Raw genomic sequence first — 19,038 nt, 5'->3', positions numbered from 1 at the left:
GGCGGTGCGGGTCACCGGGCGCCGCCCGGTGACCCGCACCGCCCTGCTGCTGGCCCTGCCCGGCTGCCGCGAGGTGCCGTCCGACCTGTTCACCGACGCCCCGGACGCCCGCTGGCTGCGCGGCCTGCTGAGCATCCGCACCCAGCAGCTGGCGATGGTCCGCGGCGGCACGGAGCCCGTCGACGCGGGCAGCCGGGACGTCGTCGCACTAAGGCGCCGCCATGGCGACGAGGAGGTGCTGTGCCTGACCAACACCGCCGACCGGGCGGCCGCCGCCCTGGTGCGGTGCCGCCCCGGGGAGGCGGCATTGCTGGAGATAGCCTCGCACCGCACCGGTGAGGATGTGGCCCAGCCGTCGGTGCTGCATCCCCGATCCGGCCGTTTCGAGGTACCGGTACGGCCCGGCAGGGCACGCTGGTTCCGGGTTCTGGACACGGCCGACGCCGTGGCGCACGGTCTGGCCGACGGCGGTCCGGGCCCGACACGCAGCTAGGAGTGGCATGTCACGTCCGCGTATCTTCCTCAGTCGCAGCGAACCGGAGGCCTGCGACTGCAGCTGCTGGCCCGCGCGCCGGGCGATGGTGCGCCTGCTGGAGGCCGAGGGCTGCGAGCCCGTGGTGGTGGACAAGCAGACGCTGGTGGCGGGCGAGGAGTGGATGCAGGCCATCACCGACGGCATGGCCTCGGCCCATGGTCTGCTGCTGATCCTCTCCGTGCACGCGCTGGCGTCGCCGCACGTCCAGAACGAGCTGGCGATGGCGGAGCTCAGGCATCGCTCCGGCGACTTCCCGATCGTGATCGTGACGCTGCCCGAGGTGAGCCGGGACGAGCTGGAGAACGGACGGCTGGGTTCGCTCAGCCCGACCCGGCGGCAGCTGGTCGCCTGGAGCACCGGCACCGAGGAGGAGGAGGTCCGCCGGGAGCTGGGCCCGCAGCTGGAGCTGCTGCGGGCGGGGATGAACGGGGCCCGGGTGCAGCAGTACATGGCGCACCGGCTGGAGTCGGTGGACGACCAGCGGCTGCGGCAGGCGGCCGAGCATCTGCGGCTGCCGCCCGCGCCGCTGCCCGGGCTGCTCCGCCAGCGGCTGGCGGAGGGCCTGCTGGCGGAGCGCCCCAGCGTCCGGGAGGCCGACCCGTTGCGCGGCGCCCTGGTACGGCTGCTGCCGCTGCCGGGGGCCGAGCCCTCACGGGAGGTGATCGAGCTCAGCCTGGTCCACGCCCGGATCCCGGCGGCCGCCGCGGAGCGGATCAACGCGATCGTGCGCTGGGAGGAGCCGCGGTTCGCGGTGCTGGTGGCGGCGGGCACCGAGACGGCACGCCGCTATGTGCACCGGGCCAGTGAGGACCCGCTCCCCTGGGAGCACTTCGTGGTGCCCGTGACGGCGGCCACCGGGCCGATGACCAGCCTGGTGGAGGGGGTGGAGGAGGAGCTGCGGGAACGCGGGCTGGACGACGACGAGGCCCTGCGGGAGCACGAGGAGGACTTCGGCCCGGTGGTGGTCATCGTCCCGCACCTGCCGGACCCGGGGCTGGTGGCCCGGCTGACGGCGCGTTTCCCGGTGGGGCTGCTCTTCCTCTTCGTGGTCGACGAGGGGTTCCATGAGGGGGTGGGCGCCGACCGCGTCCTGGCCGGGCTCTCCCGGGAGGGCGAGGACGAACTCCACCGGACGATCCGGTCGTTCATCCGCCGGTACGCGCCCAGGGCTCCCCAGCAGCCGGTGTGAAGCCCCGGGCGGGGGTCCGCCCGGGGCGCGTCCGGCAGCCGGCGGGTCCGGTCACGGGGGCATCTCCAGGTCGAAGTCGACCCGGCGGCCCTCCTCCGAGTCACGGCGGATCGGGGACTGCGCAGAGAGGTGCTGCACCACCCGCCGTACGGCGGCTCGCAGCATCGCCGCCGCGGACTCGTCCCCAGCGAGTCCCTGTTCCCTTGCGAGGTCGTACTCCGCAGCGAGCACCCGCGGGTGATCGTGCCTGAAGAGCGCCCTGAAGCCGTCGACCACAACGGCGTCCTCCGTCGCGGCTTCCCCGTACCGCCCCAGGGCGGACAGCGCACCGGCCTTGGAGGAGCGGCAGACGACGGTGGCCGGATGCGCGGGGCCGAGCTGCCGTTCCAGTCCGGTCAGTGCCGAGGTGGCCAGTTCCAGTGCCGGACCCGGTTCCTGGCAACCCCTCAGGAACAGCGACAGGTTGGATGCCGCGGCAAGCGTGAAGGGATGCTCCTCGCCGAGACTCTCCTGGTAGCGCTGGTGGACCTGTTCTCCCAAGAGGCGTGCTTCGTCGAAGACTGCGGAGTCGCCGTTGCTGTAGTACAGATCGCAGGCCAGGTTGGTGAGGCACGCCAGCGTGTCGGGGTGCCGGTCGCCGAACCGCTCCCGGTAGCTGCCCCAGGTGTCCCGGCTGAGCGCGAGCGCCGCCTCGAACTCGCCGAGCCGGCGCCGGGACACTGCAAGCGACCGGTCGGTGCGCAGGACATCCGGGTGCCCCTCGCCGACCAGCTCCACCATGCGGTCACGGACCTCCAGCAGCAGGCTCAAGGACTCCCTGTACCGGCCCATGTCGCGCAGGCCCTGCGCCACGTTGATCGCGGCGCGCCAGGTGAGCTGGTTCTTCAGTCCTGTGACCTGCCGGCGCCGCTTGTAGACCAGTTCCTGCTGCTCCAGTCCCTCGGCGGGGCGGCCCACCGCGTTGAGTGAGAGCGCCAGGTTGTTGGTCGCCTTGAGAGTGGCCTCGTCCTCCAGGCCGAACAGCCGGACGCACCGGTCGTAGGTGTCCTTGTCGGATTCGTAGGCATCGGCATAGCGGCCGAGACCCCGCAGGTCGGCGCCGTAGTTGCGGGCGGTGACCAAGGTGAAGGGATGGTCCGGGCCGTGGTGGGCGCGCTGCAGCGCCAGGGTCTGCTCGTCCAGGTCGAGCGCCCGCCGGTACTCGGCGAGCGAGCGCAGCGGATTGGCGAGCTGGGCGGCGAGCCGCATGGTGAGCACATCGTCGCCGAAGTGCTGCCGCCATCCGGACAGCACCTTGGAGCCCAGATCGATGGCGGCGACATGGTCGTTGATCACCCAGGCGTGCCGAACCTGCTCCACGATCCAGTTGCGGACGTTGGGATCCTCGCTCTCGGCAGCACCTGACGGCTCCAGGTGCGGCCACAGTTCGGCGTAGCGCCTACGAGCGTCGACGCTGCTCTCGTCGCGGGCGGAGACAGAGGCATGCACCGCGGCAAGCACCCGGTGCGCCTGACGGCGGGTTTCGGCGTACTTCTCCGGGTCTGCCGACAGCCACTCGCGGACCGTCGACTGCAGCAACCGGTGCACCTGGATCGACTCGGTGAAGCGGTCGTTGCGCACCAGCGCATACCGGATGAGGGCCCCGATGCTGTGGCCGACCATCATCGAGTTGCCGACCTCGGGATCGAGCTCGGAGAGGTACTCGAGCATCGCCGAGCTGTAGAGCAGCGAGGCAGCGATCGGTTCCGGGGAGAGGAAGGAGCAGACCTCCAGCATGCGGGCCGCCGCCGGGCTCTCCTGCCTCAGCCGGTCGAAGGAGAGCTGCCAGGCCGCAGTGAAGCTGGCCTGCTCGGTAGCCGACCCTACGTCGCTGAGCGCTCGGCTGCCCTGGTCGCGCAACTGCTGGAGGTAGGTCTCCACCGGCATCACGGTGGTGCGCAGCCACGCCGAGGCCAGCTCGACCGCCATCGGCAGGTCACCGAGCGCCTCGGCCACCTGGGAGGCGTCCTCATCGGTGAGGGTCCGCAGCCTGCGGCGGAAGAGAGCGATGCTCTCGTTCCGGGAGAAGGTGTCGATATGGACGGCGTTCTGGATGTCGACCGTGTCGGAGTGCCGGGATGTGATGATCACATGGCCGGGTCCACGGGTCGGCACATAGTCCTGAAGGGCCACCACTCCGGCACCCTCCAAGTCAATCACCCCGTCGAAGTCACTGACGTTGTCGAAGACCAGCAGAAAGCGCCCGTGCTCGCCGGCCTGGAGCTGGTCCAGAGTGCTCTGCGCCCGCTCGACGACGGAATCGCCCAGGATGCCGAGCCGGTCCCCGAGCTCGGCGATGGTGCGGGGGACTGTGGTGAGCTGGTCGGCCTCCACCCACCACACGACGTCGTACTGGGCGCCGTAGCGGTGGACGTACTCCAGGGCGATCTGGGTCTTGCCCATGCCGCCGAGGCCGTAGAGCCCGGCCAGCCCAGCGGGGGTGTCCGCGTGCAGGGCGATCGAGCCGAGCCTGGTCCGGACCTCCTCGAGGACGTCGTCGCGGCCGGTGAAGGAGTCATTGCGAGGCGGTGCCTTCTGCGCGGTGCGGGCGTGTCCGGGATAGCGCACGCCCTCGGCCAGCGGCTCCGTCGGAATGCTCAACCCCACCAGCGAGAACAGGTCCTGACGGGCTGCCTCCGCCTGCTTGCCGCTGAAGGAGATGTTGGGCAGTCCGGCCAGCTCGGAGTCGACGACGTACTCCACCGGGCAGACGCTCACCACCCGCTTGGCACCGGGACCGGCGTTGATCAGCCGGCGGATCTCGTCCAGCAGCGGGGTGGTGCGGAAGTCGGGCGACAGCAGGCAGATCACCGTCTCCGGCACCTCCGAGGTCTCGGGAGGCGTGGCCGCATAGGCGAAGGACGGCGAGCTGCCGCGCAGTTCCACGGTGACCCCGGCTGCCGCAAGCTGCGCCGAGATCCACTCCGCCCACATCCGGTCGCGGACGGCGAAGTCGATGCGCACGCGGGTGCGGTGGCCCAGCCCGCTGATCTTCACCCTCTCGAAGCGGCCCAGCAGCCGGCGCCGCTGGTCCTCGACGATCGGCCGCAGCGCAGTGACCTCGCCTTCGGTGATCACCGAGGTGAGCCGCTCGTACGCAGACAGCAAGGTGTTCTCCTGCCGGGGCCGGTCGCCGACCGTGGCCAGGATCTCCTCATAGGCGTAGAAGGGCTTGTAGGGGATCTCCACGTCGCCCCAGTAGCGCTCCTGCTCGGCCTCGGTGAGGTCCTCCTGCAACACCTCACGGAACTGCTCGCGGGCGTGGTCGCGGCTGACCTCCAGCTTGCCCTGCTCAGCGTCCTCCACCCGCATCGGCACCGGCAGGATGCGGACCTTGGGCGCCTGGCGCTGTACGTCGCGGGCGATGCCGGCGGTGCCCTTGATCGCCTGGGTGTTGAAGGTGAAGCAGTTCACCAGCACGTCGGGCAGCTGCAGGGTGGTGATGCCGGAGGTGTCGCTGTAGCCGGTGCGACTGTCGATCAGGGCGTAGTCGTAGTTCTCCCGCATGTCGTGGCGGAGTGCGTCGAGGAAGGCCGAGCCGCCGCGGCGCTCGTGGAAGCCCCGCCAGTCGTAGGTGTTGACTGCCTGTGAGTACTCCGGTGTCTGGCGGCCCGGGGAGACGAAGTCGATGTAGCCGCCGTCCGGGAAGTCCCAGCGCAGCGATGACGCATAGCGCTTCACCCGGGCGTACTCGTGGTAGCGGTCGGCGGGCGGCCGCGGCATCAGGGCGTCGAAGTCCCGGACGAGGTCGATCACGCCGGGAGTGGAGTCGAGCGAGGGATCGCCCAGGAAGGGGAAGAAGTACCGGTAGAGGCCAGGTGCCTCCAGATCCCAGTCCATGGTGAGGACGCGCTTGCCGTTGGAGGCCAGGATCCAGGCCACATTGGCCAGCGCCATGGTGCGGCCGGTGCCTCCCTTGAAGGAGTAGAAGGTCACCACGGTGCCCGGCCCGTTGCCTCCCGGGATGCCCGATAGCTGCGTCATGCGGAGAACCTTCCGAGCTGGGGGAACGAGTTGAAGCTGCCTGCCGGGACGTCGGCGGGCTCATCGTTCGCTTGCTTCTTCATGGCGTCGTTCTGTGCTGCCACCAGCGCCCTGCGCAGAGCCGTGGTGAACTGCTCGGCGTCGGACAGATGCCAGCGCCTCAGCTGGTCGGCGTTGCCCGCCTGTCGGAACCGGGGCAGCGCCTGGTCCAGGGCGTCGTCCAGAGCCCGGGTGTGCTCGGCGGACTCCAGGTCACCGCTGCTGCGCGGCTCCAGCACCGCGGTGGAACCGGGCAGGCGGCCGTCGAGCTCCGCCAGCAGCTGCTGCTGTCGCCGCAGCGTCGCCGTCCAGGCGTCGACCAGCAGCACCACAAAGCGCTCCCGGGCGCTCGAAAGGGCACCGGTCCCCCCAGCGGCGCCGTCCAGTGGCACCACCCGGGAGGGGAAGTCCAGATCGGCCGCGGTCTCCTCGACCAAGTTGACCAGCGAACGCGGACGCTCGGGACTGTACGGGGACCAGTCGAGCGGCGAGGCGCCGTAGAACTCTCGCGAGCGCCGCTCGGCCGGCAACTCATCGGAGGCGGCGGACGCCACCACCACATCGAGCAGTTCCCTGCCCCGGCCCACCGGATCGGCGGCCGCTGCGGGACTGCCGGTGAAGGCGAAACCCGGCAGGTCCGGCAGCTCGTTCTGGGCCACCGCCAACCGGTCCACCAGTGCCTGGATCACCTGTTGGTAGACGACCCGGTAGCGGGAACCCAGCCGCAGCAGCTGAAGCAGCCCGTCGCGCTCATACGCCGGCGCGGCGACCCGCAACGCGTCCGTCCAGGGAGGTGCGGGCTCGCTGCCCGCGGCGGGCGGCACCCAGGTCACCGGAATGACAGCGTCCGCAGGGCGTCCGGTGCGCGACCAGTAGACCTCGCGACGCTGCCGGAAGAACTCCCATTCGGCGGAGCAGTAGCTGCGGGTGGCGTACTGGGGGGTGTGCAGCGCAACCAGGGCGCCGGCCTGGCGCATCAGATCGAAGGCGGGTTCGCGGGAGGCCGGGTCGCCCCGTAGTCCGACGGCCCCCTGGCTGAGTCCGGTGCGCGCCGCCAACGCGGAGCACAGGTCGCGGAAGAACATCGCGACCCACTCCTCGTCAGCCCCCCTGACGTGGCTCAGGAAGAACAGGTAGCGCTTCACGGCGACTCCCAGCTCGGCAACGTCCGCGCTGCCGGCGGACACTCAACGTGTCCGACCGCCGACGTGGTCACCGGTATGGCGGGCCATGGAGCGTGCAGACATGGACAACTCTTCCAGAGCCAACCCCCGAACGGGGCGCCTTCGCCACTCATCGTCGACTCTCCCACCACGGCGCGTTCCTGCCATCGGCCGTCGCCCGATGCGGATGCGATGCATACCCCAGCGGCATTGGAGGCCATACACGGCATAACCCGGAAGAAGTCAGATGTTCACCCATCCAGCAATCACCCGTTCGAGTTTCTCGGTGTCGCCTGCAGAGACTCCGGCGTCACCGCGGCCGCCATCGCCGCACAGAACCGCCGGCCGAGCGAGGTGAGTCCAGGGCAGCTGTCCAAGAGGTTCAGCGCGTCCAGTACCTGGACCCGCAGCTGCCCGTAGCGGCGCGCCGAGCGCGCGGCTGCGGCGCCGGTCGCAGCCGCGAGATGGTGCTCCCGGAACTTCAGTGCAGCGAGGTGCGCATAGGTGCCGTGGATCACGGCTCCCAGGGGACGCGGGTCCGGGCGCCAGCCCACGCGGTACCGACTGCTGCAGTCGGGGTCGCAGAGGTCCACCATGTCGTCGAGCGCACCCAGCGCGACATGACTGACCTCGTGCATCAGCGCCTCGGCCAATCGGGCCGGGTCGTCGGTCGAGGACAGCCCGATGGCACCGAACGCCTCGCGGGAGGTGGCGGACACCCAGCGCCCGGCAGGAGGTGCCAGCGGGACGATGCACTTGCAGAGCGCGGCGCACGCGGCAGCGCGTTCCGGCAGATGGGCGCAGAGCAGTCCCCAGGCCGCACGCAGTGAGGCCTCCCGCTCAGCGACCTGCCGCTGCGTCAGTCTGCCTGTGACGTACCGGCTGGGGACGCCACTCTCGGGTACGCCGTCCTCCAGGGCGACATGAAGTCGTGGAGCACTTGGTTCGGACAGGGCGATCGACAGACGGCGCAGCGGGAGCCAGCCGGGCACGCCCGGTGGCGGATCGACCATGCCCCCGGTGACCTCGACCGCGAACCCCGGGGCGGATATGACCCGGCCCTCGACGTGTGCCCGGCGAGTTCCTGCGGGGAGCCTGGCCACCCCCCAGGTGGGCAGGGTCAGCAGGCCACCGGGAGCGGGCAGGTCCAGCGTGCACGGTAACTGCGCGTGCAGGGCGGCTGCCGCCGCCACCTCGCCGAGCCGCGAGAGGTCCTCCTTGAGCCCCAGGCCGGCAGCAGCGCCGCTCAACCGGCGCAGACAACGGGAGAACAGCACGCCCAGCGGGGGGTGCATCAGCACGTGCTCCAGGGAGGGACGGTCGATCCGGTCGACCTCTGCCAGCAGGCCCCAGGCCCGCTCTGCCCCGGACTCGCGCCAGGGATCGGGCATCCGCTCGCGGGCCAGTGCAGCGATCGCATGCAGGGTGAGCAGACGCCGGCTCAGCTGGCTGCTCCGCAGCGTCCCCAGGACCATCGGGGTCGGTCGTCCCGCGGCCAGCTCGTCGAAGTCCCCGGCTGTGAGTCGATGGACCCGCGGTGCCCCGTTCATCGCGCGTCCCCGAGCAACACCCTGATGTCCGAGCGCACCCGCCGACGGATGTGCTCAGCAAGCCTCATGAGATCCGCACAGTACACACTCGGATTGTCAAAAGCACTTCCTGGGCGGAAACGATGGGCCCGATTGCCGCCACCACACATGTCCACCACCTGGCAGCGGACGCAGTCCGCAGCCAGGCCGGCGCGCCCCAGGCGGGTCTCGGCCACCCGCGGGGCCCGGGCAACGGTGTCGAAGTCCTGAGCGAAGACATCCAGTCCAGTCTCCGATGCCCCTTCGTCGACCGCCCTGTAGGCGTCGGCCAGTTGGATCGTGCCGTCGGTCTCCACCACGATGAAGCCCGGCGGGGCCCCACCGACCGACTCGCTGACGGCACTGCCGCCGAGGGCCAGGTCCAGCAGCGACTCGAAGAGCCGGATCCGGGTCCGGGGCTCCTCCCGGCTCTGGTACCAGCGGTCGAACACGGGGATCAGCCAGGCTGCATAGGGAGCCCGGGCCGGGTCATGCCCCGGCGGCGGATACTGCCAGGTGGCGTGGGGCAGCAGGAGGTCGACCACGGGAGGTTCTTCGGCGAGCAGAGCCTCATAGGTGGCGATCGGCGGATTGGCCAGATCCACCGTGCAGAGCAGTCCGGCATATCGTTCGCGGTGCTCGGGCTTGCGCAGCAGTTGCAGACCGCGCCGGACGGCTGGGTGGCTGCTGCGGCCGTCGGCCCTCCTGCGATGACGGTCGTTGGCCGTGCGGTCGCCGTCGAGGCTGACACCGACGGCGATGCGGTGGCGGTGGAACAGGCTCAGCCAGGACTCGTCCAGCAGCGTCCCGTTGGTCTGCAGAGAGATCCGGAGGCGGGTGGCGCCGTCCAGGGCCCGACCCAGTTCGGTGGCAAGCCGATCGACCCGGGCCTGCCCCGCCAGCATCGGCTCGCCGCCGTGCAGCACCACATCGGTCCGCGGCAGACCGTGTCGGCGGACATGCTCGTTGATCCGTCGCACCACCTGTTCCATGGTCCGATCGGCCATCACAGAGGGCCTAGAGCGCCATCCCGAGTCACGCAGTTCGTAGACATAGCAGTGATCGCAGGCGATGTTGCAGAGGCTGTGCAGCTTGACCACGAATTGCCGGAACGGCAGCCCCTCTGACATCTGCGACCGCCTGTTCTCAGTCCGCGAGGGAGGAGTCGAACGCCGCAAGGGGCGCATCAGGATCCCTCGCGTCCCGGAGGATTCTGCGCAGCGAGGCGGCAAGTGCCGTCTCGGGCAGCTGTTCCAGATGCGTCAGTGCCACCTCGGTCAGATCGGCTATCTCGGACGACACGTCGGATGTCGACGTCTGCATCGGCTCCCTGCCCCCGAATCTCTGTTGCGCCGGCGGTCCGGTGACAAGACCCTGACCGCGGCAGAACATGCGGAGCCTGCGCACATGGCTCCCTGTCAAGGGAAGCACATTGTCCGGGACGCGACCAGAACGCCATCCAGGGTTGGCGCACCGGTCACCGGGCTGTCCGGAAGCAGGTACCGGGCCGACGTCCGATCCCGTACCACCAGCGCCGTCCTTCTCCTAGAATCACAACTCCTGCGGCGGACACGGGGGCCTGGTGACGCGAGCACTGGTGGTGGGGTGCGGGACGTTCCACACGACGCCCGCGGGCGAGTGGGACCCCGGCAGCGCCGCGGCGCCCGGCTTCGCCGACCTGCCGTCGGTGGCCTCCGCCGTGGGCGAGCTGGCGCGGGTGCTCACCCGCCTCCCCGGAGTCTCCCTGCACGGCACCGGGCCGCTGCTGGACCGCGGCCTGGAGGAGGTCTCCACGGCCTGGCGGGCCGCTCTGCAGGGCCCGGCCGGGCAGGCTCTGGTGGTCCATGTCACCGGCCACGGGGTGACCGCCGCCGCCCGCAGCACGCTGTACGTCCCGGTGCCCGGGACCGACCCGGGGCGGCTGCCGGAGACCGCCCTCGGGGTGCACCGCTGGCTGGACGACCTGGAGGACAGCCCGGACGCCGCGCCCACGTTGCTGCTGCTGGACGTCTGCGGGGCCGGCCGCGCCGTGGTGCACCAGCTGGCGCAGCAGGTGCAGACCCGGCAGCGCAAGGCCTGGGTGGTCGCTGCGGCCGCCGAGGACCAGCGGGCCTACGCCGCACGCTTCACCCGCGCCACCGCCGCGGTGCTGGACCGGCTGCGCGAGGGATGGCTGGATGTGTCGCCTCTGCTGGCCCATGTCCCCGTGGAGACCCTCGCCGAGGAGATCGACCGCGAACTGGCGCGGCGTCACACAGCGGGGCGGGGCAGCGGGTTCACCCAGACCGTGGTGCGCACCTCGCGTACCGAGGCCACCGCCGAACCACCGCCGTTCTTCCCCAACCCCGCGCACTCCGACGACCCGGTGGCGCGGCTGCACGGGCGGGTGGAGCGGGCGCTCTGGCAGTTCGCCACCGAGGCCGACCCGGGCCTGGACCCCATGCACTTCCTCTCCCGCGCCTCGGGGCGGCCGGTCGGCGGGCAGTCGCTGACCGGCTGCCTGTTCACCGGCCGGGAACCCGAGCGGGCCCGGCTCTCCGCCTGGCTGGACGACCCGGCGGGGACCGAACCCCCGCTGCTGGTGGTGACCGGCGGCCCCGGCACCGGCAAGTCGGCCCTGCTCGGGGTGACCGTCTGCCTGACCCATCCCCAACTGCGGGAGATCACCGGCACGGTGCGCAGCCGCATCCCGCTGCGCGAGCGGCCGCGGGAGCATCCGCGGCTGGCCGCCGTGCACGCCCGGCGCCGCACCCCCCGGCAGGTGCTGGAGTCGGTCGCCCGCCAGCTGGGCCTGGGGGCCGCCCCGGCGGGCGGCTGGAGCACCGCCGCGCTGCTGGACCGGCTGGACCGCAGACAGCAGCGGGCGGTCGTGGTGGTCGACGCGCTGGACGAGGCCGAGCGGCCCGAGGAGCTGCTGGACCGGGTGCTGCTGCCGATGGTCGCGGCCGGCCGGCTGTGCCGGGTCGCGGTGGCGACCCGCCCGTGGTACAGCCGTTTCCCGGCGCTCTTCGCCGCCGCCCGTGAGTACGGCGGCCCGCTCGATCTGGACACCGTGCCGCGGGACCGGCTGGAGCGGGAGCTCTCCGGCTATGTGGAGGAGCTGCTGTGGACAGCGCCCGGCTATGCGACCGGGGACACCGGCCGGCGGGTGTCGGCGGCGCTGGCCGAGCAGCTCGCCGGCTCCGCCGACAGCGGGGGCTTCCTGATGGCCGGGCTGTTCGCCGACCATCTGGCCGCGCTGGGGCATCCGCTGGCGCCCGAGGAGGCGGTGGCGCTGCTGCCGGAGGACCTGCCCGGGATGCTGGAGCTGCATCTGGACACCCTCACCGCGGACAGCCCCTGGCTGCGCCCGGTGCTCTCCGCCGTGGCCCACGGCCACGGCGAGGGCATGCCGTTCGACGTGGTCCGGGCGGCGGCCCCGGCGTTCCGCACCGTACGGCGGGGCGCCGAACCGGAGGAGCCGTCGCGCAGGGACATCCGCCGGGCGCTGGACACCGCGTCCTTCTATCTGCGCACCAGCACCGACCGCGACGGCCGGCAGCTGTACCGGTTCTTCCACCAGCGCCTCACCGAACATCTGCGGGCCTCCTCCCCCGGCGCGGCCCCCGAGGTGCTGCGGCGCCTGCTGGACATGCTTCCCGTCGCCGGCGGCGCCGGGCGCGCCTGGCAGCTGGCGCCGCCCTATCTGCTGCGGCACGCGATGGACCACGCGGCGGAGGCGGGCGCCTCCGCCGTGGACGGGCTGCTGCTGGATCCGGGCTTCCTGGTGCACGCCGCTCCCGAGGCCGTCGCGGCCCATCTGCACCGGGCCGCCGCACCCGGCGCCGTACGCAACGCCGCGGTACTGCGTACCTCCGCCTCCTCCGCCGCCGCGCACCACGGACCGCAGGCCCGGCGGGCGCTGCTGGCGGTGGACGCCGCCCGCTGGGGGCAGCGGGCGCTCGCCGAGGCCATCGGCGGCGCCCCGGTGGCGGGCAGCCCCGCGCTGGCCGCCGTCCCCCGCTGGGCCACCAACGGCCTGACCCATCCTGCGCTGCGGCACACCCTCGCCGGACTGGGGGCGGGCGCCGCGGTCCTGGCCGCCACCCCCGTCGGCGGCCGGCCGCACGCCGTCACCGGGGGCCGCGACGGCACGGTACGGGTCTGGGACCTCACCGACGGCACCCTGCGCCACACCCTCACCGGCCACCAAATGCCCGAGGGCGGGGGCTCCGTGGGCACGGCCACCCTCAGCTCGGTCGGCGGCCGGCCGCACGCCGTCACCGGCGGCCGCGACGGCACGGTACGGGTCTGGGACCTCACCGACGGCACCCTGCGCCACACCCTCACCGGCCACCGCGGGCCCGTCACCGCGGCCACCGCTCTGCCCGGACCGGCGCTGGCCGCCACCGCCGGCCGGGACGGCACCCTGCGGATCTGGAACCTGGCCGACGGTGCGCCGCGACAGATTCTGACGGGGCATCAGGGACCGGTCACCGCAGTGACGGTGACCACGGTCGAGGGACACCCGCTGCTGGTCACCGCCGGGCACGACGGCACCGTACGGCTCTGGGACCCCTCCGCGACCGTGGCCCGCCGGATCTGCCGCGGGTACGGAGGCCGGGTGCTGGGGCTGGCCACCGCCGACGCCGGCGGCCGGCCGTACGCGGTCAGCGCGGGCCACGACGGAGCGGTGCGGGTCTGGGACCTCACCGACGGCACCCTGCGCCACACCCTGGACGGCGGCAGGGGCTGGGCCACCGCCGTCGTCACCACCGAGGTGCGGGGGCGGCCGTGGGTGCTCGCCACCGACGACCACGGCACGGTACGGGTGTGGGACCTCGCCGACGGCACCCTGCGCCACACCCTCACCGGCCACCGCGGCCTGGTGGCCGCAGCCGCCGTCGCCGCCGTCGGCGGCAGACCGCACGCCGTCACGGGCGGCCATGACGGCACGGTACGGGTGTGGGACCTCGCCGACGGCACCCTGCGCCACACCCTCACCGGTCACCAGGGCCCGGTCGAGGCCGCCGTGATCGCCCCGGTCGACGGGCGCCCGCACGCCGTCACCGCCGGACGGGACGGCACCGCCCGGGTCTGGGACCTCACCGACGGTGTCTCCCTCCCGCCGCCGCCCGTGCTCCCCGCCCACGGCGGACCGGTGACCGCCGCCGCCGTCGTCCGCGTCGGTGACCGCTCCTGCGCCGTCACCACCGGAGCCGACGGGACGGTCAGGGTGCGCGACCTGGGCGACGGCACACCGGTGCACACCCTCACCGGCCACCGCGGGCCGGTCACCGCCCTCGTCACCGCCGACCTCGGCGGGCAGCCGTGCGCCGTCACCGCGGGGAGGGACGCCCTGGTCCGGGTGTGGGACCTCGCCGACGGCAGCGAGCGGCAGACCCTGATGGGCTCGGCGCAGCCGGTGCTGGCGGTCGCCCGGATCGACGGCTGGCCCTACGCCCTGGTCGGCGGGCAGGGTCCGCTGGTCCAGCTGTGGGACGTCACCGAGGGCGGTCTGCGCCACACCTTCGACGTCCACCGCGCCCCGGTCACCGCGGCCGCCGTGGCCCGCGTCGACGGCCGGGTGCAGGCCGTCACCACCGACGAGCGGGGGATCGCCCTGGTGTGGGACCTCGCCGAGGGCACCCTGCGCCACACCCTGGACTGCGGCGGGGAGTGGCTGACGGGCGTGGCCGTCGCCGTGCGGTCCCGCCGTCCGTGCGCCGTCACCGCGGGCCAGTACGGGACGGTGCGGGTGTGGAACCTCACCGACGGCACCCTGCGCCACACCCTCACCGGCCACCGCGGGCCGGTCACCGCCCTCACCACCGCCGACCTCGGGGGGCGGCCGCACACCCTCAGCGCAGGCGCCGACGGGACGGTGCGGGTGTGGGACCTCACCGACGGCACCCTGCGCCACACCCTCACCGGCCACCACGGTCCGGTCACCGCCCTCACCACCGCCCGCACGGCCGGGGGCGGGCTGCGCGCCGCGGCGGGCGACGAGGAGGGCACCGTCCAGCTGTGGGATCTGACCCCTGACACCGCCACCGTGACCCGGCTCGCCCTGCCGCTGCCGGTCGGCGCGCTGGCGCTCTGCGACAGCGGACTGCTGGCGGGCTTCGGCCCGGAGACCGCGTTCCTCGCCTGGACCAGCGTCCCCGACTCCCCCTGGAGACACCCATGACGGACACCCCGCCGGTCCTGGCGGTCCACGGCATCGGCAATCTGCAGGCGGGCTGCACCCCGCAGGACGCCGCCGGTCTGCTGGCCCGGCAGTGGCAGCCGAGGCTGGCCGCCGGGTGGACCGCCGCCGGGCTCGCGAGGCAGCCGGTGCCCCGGCTGGCCGCCGCGTACTACGCCCATCGGCTGGCGGAGCCCCAGGCGCAGGGCCCCGGCGACGACGACCGCCCGGAGTCGCTGACACCCGATCAGGCACGTGTCGCCGCCGCGCTGCTGACCGCTGCCGGAGTGCCCGTTCCGGCGCAGGCGCAGGGCCCGGTGACCATGCCGCTGCGCCAGTCCCTGGACTGGCTGGCCGCCAGGCGGGGGGTGGCGGCCAGGACCCTGGGCCGGGTGGTGGTGGCCTTCGCCCGGGAGGTGTACGTCTACCTCAGCCACCCGGGGCGGCGGCAGCGGGCCCGGGAGTGTGTCGCCGAGGCGCTGCGGGAGCACCGCCCCAGGGTGGTGCTGGCGCACTCCCTGGGCTCGGTGGTCACCTACGAGACCCTGCACGCCCACCCGGAGCTGGCCCCGGAGCTGCTGGTCACCCTGGGCTCCCCGCTGGGCCTGCCCGGGGCGGTCTTCGAGGCGCTGGACCCCGAGCCGCTGGCCGGGCGGGGCGCGCGGCCGCCCAGGGTCGCCCGCTGGGTGAACCTGGCCGACCCCGGCGACCTGATCGCCCTCCCGAGCCGGCTGGGCGACCGCTTCCCCGTGGACCGGCACGCCGAGGCCTATCTGGGCAGGCTGGACTTCCACACCCTCGGCGGCTACCTCGGCAGCGGGATGACGGCGGCCGCGATGGCGGCGTACACCGGCTGAGCGCAGCCGTGGCCGACCTGGCCACCGGCCTCCGTCACGGCGGCGGTCACCGGTGCGCCGATTCGCCGGTGGAGGACCTGGTCAGGCCCCTGGGGATCGCCCGCAGCACCCACCGGCCCAGGTGACGGGCCCGGGTGACCGCGCAGTTGGGTACCGCAGCCGGGGCGACCGGGCCCCGGGGCGACGGGCACGCACGCCCCGGAGGGCCGGAGCCGGAACCAGTACCCCGCCAACCTCTGCCCCGCCGCCACGCTCCCCCGGCCCCTGGGCCGGGAGGCGCCCCCAGGCACGCCCACTGCGTCGGCCGAAAAGCCCGGCCACGGCCCAGTGCCGGGGCTTACGGTCACCTTGCCATCACACGCGCCGGACGCCGCAGCTCGACGGACCAACGCCGACCAGGGCCGAACCCACTCCCGCCCCGCCAGCCTCTGCCCCGCCGCGACGCTCCCCCAGCCCTCGGCCCGGGAGGTGCCCCAGGCACGCACGCCCGCCGCATCGGCCGAAAAGCCCGGGAACGACCCACTGCCGGGGCTTGCGGCCGCCTTGCGATCACACGCACCGGACGCCGCAGCTCGACGGGCCGACGCCGACCAGGGCCGCAACTAGCTCCGGGCCCCGGCTCCCCGTACCTCCAGGGTCTCCAGCAGCCGCCGGGTGGCCTCGGCCACCTCGGCCACCGCACGGTCGAAGGACTCCCGGTTGTGGGCCGCCGGGGCACGGAACCCGGAGACCTTGCGGACGTACTGCAGGGCCGCGGCGGTGATGTCGTCGTCGCCGACGTCGAAGGTCACGGGCGGCCGGAGGGTCTTGATGTTGCGGCACATACGCCCAGTGTGCCCCCCGGGTCCGACAACCGGCCGGGCCTGCGCCTACCTGCGCATCACCAGCCAGACGACCGCCGCGACCACCACCAGGGCCGCCAGCACCGCCGCGGCTATCTTGGCCGCGCTGTACGGGCGCTCGCCTATGACCTCCCCGGTGCGGGCGTTCACCATCACCTGCCAGCTCTTCCCGGCGTGCAGATAGCTGAGGAACCAGACCGGCAGCAGCATCAGCTTGAAGGTGAGGTCGAAGTAGCGGGTGTCCACCGTGGAGACCCGCTGCTCGTCCCCGCCGATGTCGGACCGGCAGTCGGACTCGATGACCGGAGCCATCCGGCGCTTGGCCGTCTCCAGCCCGGCCTCGGGCTCGATGTCGTACCGGACCGTCTGGAACCCGGCGAGGTACTCCTCCTGGTACGGGCGGGCCTGGTCCAGCGGCCACGGCGTGAGCTGGTCCAGCTGCTCGGTGGTCACATGGCCGGTGCCGGGCACCAGGACGTCGTCGAAGTCCCGGGAGACCGTGCCGGACGCCGGGTACCAGCGGGTGTGCCGGACCTCGCGGGTCTCGGTGCGGGTCTCGCCGTTCTCGGTGACGGTGTAGGTCTCGGTCACGTAGTAGTACTCGCCGCGCTCACCCCGGTACTCGGAGACGGTGGCGGCGTCGTACGTCCAGTGCGGCAGATAGCTGCCCTTGAAGGTCTCGGCCTCGGTGACCTTCTTGAGGCCCTTGGGCGCGAACCAGCGGGAGGACGTCCAGCGGGACAGGGCGTCCCGGGCCGCGTCGCGGTCCAGCCCGAACGGCACCACCGCCTCGGGCACCACCCGCTCGGTGGCGGCGGCGTCCGCGACCAGCGGGGTGGAGCAGAACTGGCACCGCACGGAGAGGGTGTCGCTTTCGGTGCGCGCACCGCAGCCCGGGCAGAGGAACTCCCGGGCGGCGGCGGGCGCCGTACCCAGCGGCTTGACGGGCAGCGTCGCCAGCTCCTCGATGGCGTGCTCGCGCACCTGCCGGGGAACCCGAGCGATGGCCTGCTCGTGCTTGCAGTAGGGGCAGCGGAGGCTGTCGGTGCCCGGCGCGTACTCCACGGTGGCGCCGCAGGCCTCACAGGGATAGGAGCGCGCGGCGGTGGCGTCGGTGGTCATGGCGGATCGTCCCCCCGGACTCAGGACTGCGGCGGAAGCGGCGGCGGTACGGCGCCGAAGAGACGGTTGACGTCGGGCACCTGCTCGGCCGGGAGCCAGCCGGACATGCCGCTCTGCCAGACCAGGGTGGACCGGGTCAGGGTGCCGGCGCCGACGAGCCCGGCCAGCGCGGCGCTGTCGTACGGGCCCTGCTGTGCGCCGCCCACACCGATGAACCACTGCTGCTGCGACGACGGGAGCGGCGGCGGCACCGCGGCCGCCGCGGGGGCGGGCGCGGGCGCGGCGGGCGCCTGCTGGGGGGTGAGGCTCGCCGCCATCCGCTGGCCCATGGCCACGCCGAGGCCCAGGCCCATGCCCTCACCCGCGCCGCCGCCGGGGTTGCGGGCGGCGTCGCCGATCGCGTTGGCGGCCTGGAAGCGGGTGTACTGGTCGAGATCGCCCGCGATGCCCATCCGGGACCGGGTGTCGATGGCTGCCTCGACCTCGGGCGGCAGCGAGATGTTCTCGATGACGAACTTGGGGACGGCGATACCGACCGGGGCCAGCTCCTCGGTGAGCACCCCGGCCAGCTTGGCACCCAGACCGTCCTGCCGGGTCGCCAGGTCCAGCATCGGCACCCCGGCCGTGGCCAGCGCGGTGGCCAGCCTGCCCACGATCAGCTGCCGCAGGTACTCCTGCACCTCCTCGGTGCGGAACTGCGGATCGGTGCCCGCCAGCTCGCGCAGCAGCGCGGCGGGGTCCACCACCCGGGCGGCGAAGGCGCCGAAGGCCCGCAGCCGCACCATCCCGAACTCGGGGTCACGGACGATGACGGGGTTCTGCGTACCCCACTTCATGTCCGTGAACTGGCGGGTGGTGACGAAGTACACCTCGGCCTTGAAGGGCGAGTGGAAGCCGTACTTCCAGCCCTTCAGCGTGGCCAGCAGCGGCAGGTTCTGCGTCTCCAGGGTGTAGGTGCCCGGCTGGAAGACGTCGGCGATGCGGCCCTCGTTGACGAAGACCGCCACCTGGGACTCCCGCACGACGAGCCGGGCGCCCATCTTGATCTCGTTCTCGTGGCGCGGGAAGCGCCAGACGATGGTGTCCCGGCTGTCGTCGGTCCACTCGACGATGTCGATGAACTCCCCGCGAATGCGGTCCATCAGGCCCATGGGCCCATCCCCCCGTTCTGGTGCTGCTGCCGTACCGATGGTGCGACCGCACCATAGCAACCAGCACCGACAGCAGGTCAGACCCCTGCCCTCAACTCCTTCAGTCTGGCCACGTCCAGCGCGTGGCCCGCGCCGTCGCCCCCGTGGTCGGGGGTCTCCACCACCAGCGGGACCCCGAGGGTCGCGGGGTGGGCGAACAGCTCCCGGAACGGCTCCGCCCCGATGTGCCCCGCGCCGATGTTGGCGTGCCGGTCCTTGCGGGCGCCCGCGACGTCCTTGGAGTCATTGGCGTGGATCAGCCGCAGCCGCCCCTCCCCCACCGCGGCGACCAGCACGTCCAGCGCCTCCTTCACCCCGCCGGGCGCCGCCAGGTCGTGCCCGGC

Annotated in this window: 12 protein-coding genes and 1 pseudogene; 4 read left to right on the top strand and 9 right to left on the bottom strand. The window is 73.0% G+C overall.

Annotated features, from left to right (window positions below; all coding sequences use genetic code 11):
* Positions 1 to 493 (top strand): annotated as a pseudogene (locus AOK09_RS24280) (hypothetical protein); the annotation flags it as partial.
* A 7-nt stretch (positions 494 to 500) separates the two neighbouring features.
* Positions 501 to 1,724 carry a toll/interleukin-1 receptor domain-containing protein gene (locus tag AOK09_RS24275; protein WP_055589367.1) on the top strand — a complete coding sequence of 408 codons (1,224 nt, stop codon included), beginning with the start codon at positions 501 to 503 and terminating at the stop codon, positions 1,722 to 1,724.
* Between the two features lie 51 nt (positions 1,725 to 1,775).
* On the opposite strand, the gene fxsT is transcribed toward AOK09_RS24275, so the two are convergent.
* The 5 genes from fxsT to fxsA form a co-directional block, all read right to left on the bottom strand.
* Complete coding sequence (gene fxsT, locus AOK09_RS24270; protein ID WP_055589366.1) at positions 1,776 to 5,747, bottom strand: FxSxx-COOH system tetratricopeptide repeat protein; 3,972 nt, start codon at positions 5,745 to 5,747, stop codon at positions 1,776 to 1,778.
* On the bottom strand, positions 5,744 to 6,931 hold the full coding sequence (fsxC, locus tag AOK09_RS24265; protein ID WP_157876017.1) for an FxsC protein: 1,188 nt from the start codon (positions 6,929 to 6,931) through the stop codon (positions 5,744 to 5,746). Before fsxC ends, fxsT begins: the two co-directional genes overlap by 4 nt.
* Positions 6,932 to 7,215: 284 nt before the next feature.
* The gene (locus AOK09_RS24260) at positions 7,216 to 8,499 is read right to left on the bottom strand and encodes an HEXXH motif domain-containing protein (RefSeq protein WP_055589364.1); all 1,284 of its coding nucleotides are present in this window, start codon (positions 8,497 to 8,499) and stop codon (positions 7,216 to 7,218) included.
* The gene (locus AOK09_RS24255; protein ID WP_055589363.1) at positions 8,496 to 9,647 is read right to left on the bottom strand and encodes an FxsB family cyclophane-forming radical SAM/SPASM peptide maturase; all 1,152 of its coding nucleotides are present in this window, start codon (positions 9,645 to 9,647) and stop codon (positions 8,496 to 8,498) included. The genes AOK09_RS24260 and AOK09_RS24255 overlap by 4 nt, the downstream gene beginning before the upstream one ends.
* 16 nt (positions 9,648 to 9,663) lie before the next feature.
* The gene (gene fxsA / locus AOK09_RS24250) at positions 9,664 to 9,840 is read right to left on the bottom strand and encodes an FxSxx-COOH cyclophane-containing RiPP peptide (RefSeq protein WP_107101432.1); all 177 of its coding nucleotides are present in this window, start codon (positions 9,838 to 9,840) and stop codon (positions 9,664 to 9,666) included.
* Between the two features lie 259 nt (positions 9,841 to 10,099).
* Between fxsA and AOK09_RS43255 the strand changes: the two genes are divergently transcribed.
* Together AOK09_RS43255 and AOK09_RS24240 are read left to right on the top strand one after the other, a co-directional pair.
* On the top strand, positions 10,100 to 14,686 hold the full coding sequence (locus tag AOK09_RS43255; RefSeq protein ID WP_055589361.1) for a WD40 repeat domain-containing protein: 4,587 nt from the start codon (positions 10,100 to 10,102) through the stop codon (positions 14,684 to 14,686).
* Positions 14,683 to 15,540, top strand: coding sequence for a hypothetical protein (locus AOK09_RS24240; RefSeq protein WP_055589360.1), 858 nt, complete (start codon positions 14,683 to 14,685; stop codon positions 15,538 to 15,540). Before AOK09_RS43255 ends, AOK09_RS24240 begins: the two co-directional genes overlap by 4 nt.
* A 602-nt stretch (positions 15,541 to 16,142) precedes the next feature.
* On the opposite strand, the gene AOK09_RS24235 is transcribed toward AOK09_RS24240, so the two are convergent.
* The 4 genes from AOK09_RS24235 to AOK09_RS24220 form a co-directional block, all read right to left on the bottom strand.
* Positions 16,143 to 16,364 carry a DUF2277 domain-containing protein gene (locus AOK09_RS24235; RefSeq protein WP_055589359.1) on the bottom strand — a complete coding sequence of 74 codons (222 nt, stop codon included), beginning with the start codon at positions 16,362 to 16,364 and terminating at the stop codon, positions 16,143 to 16,145.
* A gap of 45 nt (positions 16,365 to 16,409) precedes the next feature.
* Positions 16,410 to 17,504 carry a hypothetical protein gene (locus AOK09_RS24230; protein WP_055589358.1) on the bottom strand — a complete coding sequence of 365 codons (1,095 nt, stop codon included), beginning with the start codon at positions 17,502 to 17,504 and terminating at the stop codon, positions 16,410 to 16,412.
* 20 nt (positions 17,505 to 17,524) lie between these two features.
* Positions 17,525 to 18,655: an SPFH domain-containing protein gene (locus AOK09_RS24225; RefSeq protein ID WP_055589357.1), complete on the bottom strand. Its 1,131-nt coding sequence runs from the start codon at positions 18,653 to 18,655 to the stop codon at positions 17,525 to 17,527.
* A gap of 77 nt (positions 18,656 to 18,732) precedes the next feature.
* On the bottom strand, positions 18,733 to 19,038 hold a 306-nt coding region (locus tag AOK09_RS24220; RefSeq protein ID WP_245687453.1), incomplete at its 5' end, for a TIM barrel protein.

This window comes from Peterkaempfera griseoplana (genome assembly GCF_001418575.1).
Classification (GTDB): Bacteria; Actinomycetota; Actinomycetes; order Streptomycetales; family Streptomycetaceae; genus Peterkaempfera; species Peterkaempfera griseoplana.
The sequence above is the reverse complement of the archived record's forward strand: the minus strand, read 5'-3'. Positions and strand labels throughout refer to the sequence as shown.